Source organism: Paenibacillus tarimensis (assembly GCF_021532315.1).
GTDB lineage: Bacteria > Bacillota > Bacilli > Paenibacillales > Paenibacillaceae > Paenibacillus_I > Paenibacillus_I tarimensis.
The window spans coordinates 650026-658290 of record NZ_JAKGAO010000004.1 but is presented as its reverse complement, the minus strand read 5'-3'; the positions used below and the strand labels follow the sequence as shown (position 1 = coordinate 658290).

Here is an 8265-nt window from a genome sequence, read left to right as displayed (position 1 = left end):
GTTGAAGATAAATATAGCCTGTTGAGGTTTCTCAACAGGCTGAATCAGCAGGCATGCGTGCCTGCTGATTTTTTATGTTTCGATTATAGGGAAATAAAGGAGAACTTATTGTTAAGGTGGGAATGATGCGTTAGACTCGAAAAATAGAAATAGTTGGGAGAGGAGAGACGATTATATACCCAGTCAAGAAAAGACTCGTAATCTTTCTGTTCGCCGTATTGATTGTCTGTGTCACCATTAGTTTTTTATTATCTTCAACTGGAGAAGAAGCTCCTCAAGGGTACACGGTCAACGAGCACCTCATTGAGAGCAAAAGTTTCAGCATAAGCTCCATTTCTAGCGATGTTGATACCTCTGTTGAGGGAACCGTTTTTGTAAAAGGTCGTGAAGAAAGTCCTGATTATATTACCATAGTTGCAGCAATTGAGATTGATCCTGAAGACTGGGGAGGCGTGGCATTATATCCCTGAGCATTGGTCTGTCTCCAATGTGACCAGCAGCTACCCCGATCATAAGCCACACATTAAGGCGGCTGACTATATCGCGACATGAACTACTTAGAGTAACCCGTTAAGCCAGTGGAACGCCTGGATCGAGATCGGGAGGGATAGAAGCTATAAACCAACAGGAGGGGGTTCGGGTACAGTTGTGCTAGAGCTGGTCAGAGATCCTGATAGCAGCAGCAATCAAACCCAGACTTATGAATTAGGAATTGAAGCTGGCTCAAGAGAATCTGCTGGCAAGAAAGAAATGGGGACAGATACGATAACGATACCTGTCCCCTAGAACTGTTAATCATTTCTGCCCGGTCTTATGATGTGCGTTCCAGCACGGTAGCGAGGATGCGGTGGACGACCTCATGGTCACGCGGATCATACAGGCGATAGCCCTCACCCGGGAGCGTGTACCACTCTTCGGCACCCACATACGTGATCGCGAACGTAAGGGAGCCATCATTATCGCAGGTGCTCCGAAGCTCGAGTTCCCCGCTGATTACACCAACCTCCGTGGTCATCACACCATGTGTAGCGGTAAAGATTGACGACTTCATTTCCATAAAAGCAGCTCCCTTCCCGGCTTGAATGATAGCGGTGCAGGCACTACCGGCCGGCAGCCGAATAACACCTGCAGACGCTACTTACGGACCTAGTAGGAGCAGGCGTTAAGCATGCTTTGAAGCGCAGACTTCTCAGACGACTGCAGGTGCAGACCCCAACGATACTTCGTGTTAATCCACCACTTCGCATAGGCGCAGCGAGCGCCGGCACGCGGCGGCTGCCACGTCGACGGATCCTGGTCACCCTTGGACCGGTTGACGCTGGCGGTCACTGCAATCAGCTGTGGGCCGTTGAGATCATTGGCGAATTTTTGGCGTTGTTCCGTGGTCCAGCTGCTGGCGCCCGAACGCCATGCCTCAGCCAGCGGCACGATATGATCGACATCGATTTCGGATGGCGAGTATACGGTGACGCCGTCGAAGTAGCTGTACCACTTGCCTGATGTCACGGGGCAGTCCCCGCTGTAGTAATCAGCGTCACGCTTAAGCACAACCTGACGAGTGTCGCAGCCACCGCCTTGGCTGCTCCAGTGCGGGAACTTGTCGCGTGAGTAGCCAGTCATGGAGCCTTCGGCTTTTACAGTCAGCGCGTTCAATTGAGATTGTGCAGTCGACTTGGATGGTGTTCCACTTGGCAGAGCCGAGGCTGTCTGAGGCAGTACAGCAATCGTGCTGACTAACAAGGCTGCCACCAATAATAGGGACACAACTGTCGTTTTACCCTTTCTTCCTAACATTTGAAACACGAAATCCCTCCATTCCGAATTTGGGTAGGGCGGACTCTTTGTCCACCCGAATTATTACTTTATAGGGGATGTATGAAATAGGTATTATGCGAAAGTAAATTTTATATGTATTCTGGAAATAGTTGGATGGGGCCTGCGCTTAGAGGAAAGACGTCTGTTGGTTCTTACATAATTTCCAGTAAAGTAGTAAACTGGGTGAATGAGAGGGGGAGAGAAGCTCTGTACATAAATTCTGATTCTCGACCTGAAAAAAAGAAAAAATATATATTACCGATTTTTCTGCTGATCGTTACTGCCAGCTGGGCGGGTAATATCTGGTACTACTATTCCATGCAGCTGGATAAGCCGGTATTCCTGAAGCATTATATCACTCTGAACGGCAATCAAGACGACTGGATTGAGTTGTCCTTTTTAGAGAATAGAAGGATCGGCAAAAAGGTGACAGGGATAGAGCTTGAGAAACTGCCACAGCTACGGTTTGAAATTCATCCGCCCAACAATGATTTTAAGTATCAAGTTATGAGAAAGGCTTACGGATTCTGGAATGGTGAGGAAAACCCGCCCATGGAGAAGGAACCGCTTATCATTACAGAGGCGACCGTTTATTATAGCGAAGGTCCGCCAGAGAAAGTGCCCATTGGTGAAATTCATGTCATGTGGGAACGCAGTGAGGGCTTGCTGGAATCAATCTCAAGTGGGGGCTCCTCAGAAGGTACCGGCCAGTATACCGTGATTGCTGAAGAGGCTATTACTCTGGAACAAGTCGATTACAGCTTCAGTGACAGGCTTAACTCTAAGTTCGAGTTCTCCGTGGTTTCCCCGAATGGACCGGTCACTGAGATGCCTATCCAGCTCGATGCCGGGGATACGCTAATCTTTGATTATGCATGGAAGATTCCATCGGACACAGCGACGGCCTTTGAGGTATATAGGACTAATTTTCTCCTGACCTACACTACTGGGGATGGAGAAATCATACATGACCGGATCCCGATCAGTTTCAATCACTACTTAAGCGAGAATCAGGTCAACTGGTTCGTGCGTTCTGGAGGTGAGCTGCCTTGAGCCCTTCACTGCGCAGTGTTTGTAGGAGGCTTGGTTGGGGACTTGTCTTTCCGCTTCTAGATTTTCGTTTGGGAAGCTTTGATATATTTCCCGACTTCGTTGGATACCTGATTATTCTCCTGGCCTTGAACCATATCAGAGCCATGGACAGTCATTTCAGGTATGCAGGCTGGTTGGCACTTGTTCTTCTTCTATTATCATTGCCGCAGCTTATATTCAAGAGCAGCATTGACGTGGAGCAATTTGCTGTCGCACCGCTTGGCATGCATGCTTACGTTCAAGCTACGGCCATACTGCATGTGTGGTGTGTCATTCTCATTTTCAGGGGGTTGTACAGAATTGGAAAAGCAACAACAATTCCGCCGGGTTTAGCAGCCGCCGTTGATTCCAGTACGAAGCTCTACATGGCCTTGTTTGCCATACAGCTGTTATTCTATCCTTTTATGTTAAATATGGAAGACAGCGTGGTGCTGGTGCTTCAACTCTCTAGTCTGTTTATCTTATTCATTGAGCTGCTGCTGATCCGTGTGTTATTCCGTTTGTCGCTTATCGTTTGATATCATTGGAAATTGCGAGAAGTGATGTCTTATGAGAAGACAATTAATGGATATGAGGGTCAGAATAATAAAGGGGATAACGTATCAATAGCCCTGTAAACTACGTGAACGCCCCAATAAGAGGGGACGAGGTTATGAAAAGCCTTTCGGTAAAATGTAAGATTGACCATGTTTCGTTTGAACTGCAAGAGCAGCATGATTTTGAATGGCTTCAATCTCTTGGCACGGTCTTCTGCGTATTTGACCAGCAGGATTCCGGCAACATCAGTTTTGGGGTTGAAAAGAATGGCAGCAGGCTATTTGTTAAGTACGCGGGCTGCCGGCCCATGGATTATTCCGGAGATCCTCGTGATGCGGTTGCCAGGCTATCTGCTGCCGTGCCGCTTTACACGACCTTAGAGCATCCACATTTAATTAATCTCATTAATCATTTTGAAACAGAGGATGGATATGCCGCCGTATTCGAATGGTTTAATGGCGAATGCCTGCATTCCCATTGGCTGTTTGCAGGGGAAGCCAAGCATACCCACCCTGACTCGCCTTTCTGCAAATTCAAGCAGCTGCCCATTGAGAAGAGACTGCGTTCACTTGATGCTATCTATGAATTTTATCAATATGTGGAGTCAAAAGGATATGTGGCGGTTGATTTTTATGACGGCAGCATTTTGTATGATTTTTCAACAGATGTAACCAGGATCTGCGACATTGACTTTTATAGGAAAGCTCCTTCTGTAAATGATCTGGGCGAGAACTTTTGGGGAGCAGTACGGTCGAAGTCTCCGGAGGAGTTCACATTAGGTGCGCCTATTGATGCAAGAACAAATGTCTTCACCATGGGAGCGATCGCATTTGGTTTACTAGGCGGTGAAATGGATCATTTGTTCTCCAAATGGGAAGCGAGCCGGTCACTGTACGAAGTCGCTCTGCGGGCTGTACGCAAAGGACGGGAACAGCGATATGAATCGGTTAGCGAGTTTAAGCATGCTTGGGATGCAGCGATAATCAGTTGAAGTAGGGAGGTATTCGTGAAAAAGCTGACCATACTTAAATATATGCGCTATCTATTTAATGCTTTATTCGTTCTATTCGTCATGCTTACCTTTTCGAGTACAGCGTCTGCGCTTTACCTTTTTCTCATGATCCTAACTTTAAGCATATCCCAACTGATTCTGACAGCCGAATTGTATCAATATAATCAGGAAGACTATGAAAAGAAGTATCCCCCGGGAACAAGATTACTAACCGGTTTTGCTGGTGTTTTTGCCCTCGTGGTATCCATCTACTTAGCAACAACTCTATGAGTATAATAACCGGCAGGGGAAGAGGAATCTTTGTTCAGTTTCAAATAAATGACCGAGAAGCCGCAGATCTGCGGCTTCTATTCTTGTAAAAGGAGCCCGCTGCATAACAGCTAAGCTTTATACAGCAAAGACTAAATATTCTAGAGTTAAAAGTAAGGAAGGGTTTGATAATATAGATTTGTAATCGCTTACAATAAACTCGGGAAAGGATCGTGATCGCCACCGTGCCTCAAGCAGCACAGCATCCCGGTACGGTCTTATGCTAATTCATTTCATGGGAGGTATGATGATGTTCAAAACAAGACTATTTAAAGGAACAATGGCCCTGACCCTTGCTGCAGGCATGTTGTTTTCCGCTCACTCAGCACCAGTGGTGAATGCAGCCGAATCCAACTGCGCGAACGGTTATGTAGCGCTAACGTTCGATGATGGTCCAAATGCAGGCAATACGGCAAACCTGCTTCATGCCCTGAAGCAGGCCGGCTTGCGGGCAACAATGTTCAATCTTGGACAGAATGCCCAAAATTATCCGTCACTGGTCCGCGATCAAGTGGCGGCTGGCATGTGGGTCGGTAATCACTCTTACACGCATCCGCATATGACGACACTCAGCAGCTCTCAAATGTCATCGGAAATCACGAGGACCCAGCAGGCCATTCAGTCGGCTACCGGATCGGCACCCAAGCTGTTCCGTCCGCCTTATGGCGAAACGAATGCAGCGTTGAAGTCTGTCGCGGCCCAGAACGGTCTCACCGAAGTGCTCTGGAACGTCGACTCCCAGGATTGGAACGGCGCCAGTACCGCCCAGATTGTGGCTGCTGCAGGCAGGCTGCAGAACGGCGATGTCTTCCTGATGCACGATCACTATCAGTCTACGCTCCAAGCCATCCCGCAGATTGCACAAAATCTGAAGAGCCGCGGCCTTTGCTCCGGCATGATCTCGCCAAGCACCGGGCGGGCGGTGGCACCTGACGATGGGAGCGGCGGTACTCCTTCTCCAGGTACAGGTACGAAGGTGGAAGCCGAAAGCATGACCAAAGGCGGCCAGTACACATCCAGCATCAGCTCGCCGTTCGCGGGAGTCGCTCTATACTCCAATAATGATTGGGTGAAATACACGCAATATTTTGCTAACGGTACTCACAGCTTCTCGCTGCGCGGCGCCTCTAATAACGCCAACATAGCCAGGGTCGATCTGAAAATCGGCGGTGTAACGAAGGGAACCTTCTACTTCGGCGGGAGCTATCCTGCGGTTTACACAATCAACAATGTGAGTCATGGAACCGGGAATCAGGAGATTCAGCTCGTCTGTACCTCGGATAACGGGACATGGGATGTTTTGATTGACTATTTGGAGATGAAGTAACGCAAAACCCTAAACAGTCGGTAGCGGGTCATGCTTCAGTTGACGTTCCTATTGATCTGGATTACCCTGTCAGCAGAGAGACTTTCCAAATTGGAGAGGGTGATGGAAGATGGAAGCGGCAGTCTGGATTGCCATCGGACTTTGCCTGGTAGTGTCGATTGGCTTGCTGTCCAAGAAGAAAAAGTAGTCCGTGAACTTGCTCAAGGCGCCTGACGGCGCCTTGTTTGCCCGCTAGGAGCTTATCCCGTTCACCATTGATCACGGGCACATAGTTGAAGTTTCCAGTCTAGCAGCATATAATGACATGGAGATGCAAGCAAAGGGGTCAGGAATCTAATATGTGTACGCTGTAAACTGTAGGGGAAACCATGGTTTGAACACTTAATGAAAGTGGCAATCTGCTGCTTTTATTTGCTGTTCATATCACCTTTACAGGGTACGCGGGCAGCGGTTATCATAAACCCAGCATGCGAATACCTGGCAGGTATTCGTTTTTTTATGGGAAAACGCATCTCAATTGATTCCTGCCCGAATATCCTCCGCACCGCAAAAGGAGGAAAACGATGATTACATTAAAGAATAAAATCGCAATTGTAACGGGTGTTAGCAGATCAACAGGGATCGGGACCGCAATATGCCGGTCACTTGCCAGCTTGGGCGCAGATATTTTCTTTACACATTGGAGTGCATTTGATGCGAAAGAAGGTAACGGTCTTGACCCCGGGTGGCCAGAAGCTTTAAAGAGAGAGCTGGAAACCATAGGTGTGCGGGCGTTCCATATGGAAGCCGATTTAGCAAAGCTTGAAACGCCTTCCCTGATCATGGATCAAGCAGAACAAAAGCTTGGTACACCCGCGATATTAATAAACAACGCGACATTCGAAAGCCCTGCAAATTACAAGATGCTGGATGCACTTACACTTGATAACCACTATGCCGTCAATGTTCGTGGAACGATCCTGCTTACTGCCGAGTTCGCCAAGAGGTTTGAGATTAATATGCCACAGAAGACCGTTGGCCGGGTGGTCTTTATGGTATCTGGAGGTCCCGAGCCGAACAACCTGGCTTACATTACGACGAAATCAGCATTAGCGGGGATCGTCGAGCCTCTCTCCGTTGGACTAGCGCATTTAAACATAACTGTAAACGGGTTTAACCCTGGACCGACAGATTCCGGCTGGATGAATGAGGATATGAAGCAGCTTTTTCTGGGAATGTTTCCGATGGGAAGAATAGGTACACCGCAGGATGCTGCACGCGGCGTCGCTTTGCTGGTGAGTGATGAATCCCAGTGGATTACCGGACAAGTCATTAAATCAGAGGGTGGATTTCTTGGAAGATAATATTGACATCAAGCATACGGCCCAGGAAGAAGTATTAAGCGGCGGGAATGTAAACCATATCGTCCGTGTTGGAGACACCGTTCGGCGCCCTGCGGGATATTGGAGCCCAAGTGTTCATGAACTTCTTAAACATTTGGAACGGCAGAGCTTTGAAGGAGCACCAAGATTTCTTGGAATCGACGATAATGGCCGTGAAATATTAACTTTTGTTACGGGAGACATTAATCAGCCCGAGCTTGAAACGTGCATCTGGTGGACGGACGAAACGCTTACCGGCTTGGCACGTCTTTTACGTCAGTTCCATGATGCGACTCAAACCTTTAAGCCCGGCAGCGAGGCCAAATGGCAGCTTGCTTACCCAAATGTTGCCGAGCACGAAGTGATCTGTCACAATGACGCAGCGTTTTATAATCTGGTTTTTCGGAATGGGAAGCCAGCGGCGCTGATCGATTTTGACATGGCAGGTCCGGGTCCACGCTTGTGGGACATTGCTTATACCCTGTATACCTCGGTGCCGCTTGGTGGTTTCACGCCTGATTTATCTTCAGGAACAATGGAGGTCGTACCTTATCAGCATGACAAACATGCTGCTGAGCGCAGTCGAAAAATTCGTCTGTTCTTTGAATCTTATGGCATCCCTGTTCCCAGCAATCTGCAAGAGTGGATAATTAAACGGTTAATTGTACTATGTGAAACGATCAAGAAATTTGCCGCTAACGGAAACCAGGCCTTTCAAAAAATGATTGATGAGGGGCATTTGGCCCACTATGAGAGTGAAGTTCACTTTATTAGAGATCATTACGGTGATTGGGAAATAATCTGAAGCACTA

10 protein-coding genes are annotated in these 8265 nt (G+C 47.9%); 8 read left to right on the top strand and 2 right to left on the bottom strand.

Going from position 1 to position 8265, the window contains the following annotated elements:
- Positions 1-218 precede the first annotated feature (218 nt).
- Positions 219-470 (top strand): hypothetical protein, encoded by a 252-nt coding sequence (locus tag L1N82_RS04350; RefSeq protein ID WP_235286127.1) that lies wholly within the window; start codon positions 219-221, stop codon positions 468-470.
- 341 nt (positions 471-811) lie between these two features.
- On the opposite strand, the gene L1N82_RS04345 is transcribed toward L1N82_RS04350, so the two are convergent.
- Together L1N82_RS04345 and L1N82_RS04340 are read right to left on the bottom strand one after the other, a co-directional pair.
- A complete protein-coding gene (locus L1N82_RS04345) occupies positions 812-1057 on the bottom strand; it encodes a hypothetical protein (protein WP_235286126.1) in 246 nt (81 codons plus the stop codon).
- An 89-nt stretch (positions 1058-1146) separates the two neighbouring features.
- Complete coding sequence (locus tag L1N82_RS04340) at positions 1147-1794, bottom strand: HNH endonuclease family protein (RefSeq protein WP_235286161.1); 648 nt, start codon at positions 1792-1794, stop codon at positions 1147-1149.
- A 114-nt stretch (positions 1795-1908) separates the two neighbouring features.
- On the opposite strand from L1N82_RS04340, the gene L1N82_RS04335 reads away from it, so the two are divergent.
- From L1N82_RS04335 to L1N82_RS04305, 7 genes are all read left to right on the top strand, one after another.
- Entirely contained in the window at positions 1909-2868 is a 960-nt protein-coding gene (locus tag L1N82_RS04335; protein ID WP_235286125.1) for a hypothetical protein, read from the top strand.
- Positions 2869-3041: 173 nt separating this feature from the next.
- Positions 3042-3425, top strand: coding sequence for a hypothetical protein (locus L1N82_RS04330; protein ID WP_235286124.1), 384 nt, complete (start codon positions 3042-3044; stop codon positions 3423-3425).
- A 134-nt stretch (positions 3426-3559) separates the two neighbouring features.
- Complete coding sequence (locus tag L1N82_RS04325; RefSeq protein WP_235286123.1) at positions 3560-4435, top strand: serine/threonine-protein kinase; 876 nt, start codon at positions 3560-3562, stop codon at positions 4433-4435.
- A gap of 15 nt (positions 4436-4450) precedes the next feature.
- Positions 4451-4726, top strand: a complete 276-nt coding sequence (locus L1N82_RS04320) for a hypothetical protein (RefSeq protein WP_235286122.1) — start codon at positions 4451-4453, stop codon at positions 4724-4726.
- 289 nt (positions 4727-5015) lie between these two features.
- Positions 5016-6092, top strand: a complete 1077-nt coding sequence (locus L1N82_RS04315) for a polysaccharide deacetylase family protein (protein WP_235286121.1) — start codon at positions 5016-5018, stop codon at positions 6090-6092.
- 563 nt (positions 6093-6655) lie between these two features.
- Positions 6656-7435: an SDR family oxidoreductase gene (locus L1N82_RS04310; protein ID WP_235286120.1), complete on the top strand. Its 780-nt coding sequence runs from the start codon at positions 6656-6658 to the stop codon at positions 7433-7435.
- Positions 7425-8258 carry a phosphotransferase enzyme family protein gene (locus L1N82_RS04305; protein WP_235286119.1) on the top strand — a complete coding sequence of 278 codons (834 nt, stop codon included), beginning with the start codon at positions 7425-7427 and terminating at the stop codon, positions 8256-8258. The genes L1N82_RS04310 and L1N82_RS04305 overlap by 11 nt, the downstream gene beginning before the upstream one ends.
- Positions 8259-8265: the final 7 nt, after the last annotated feature.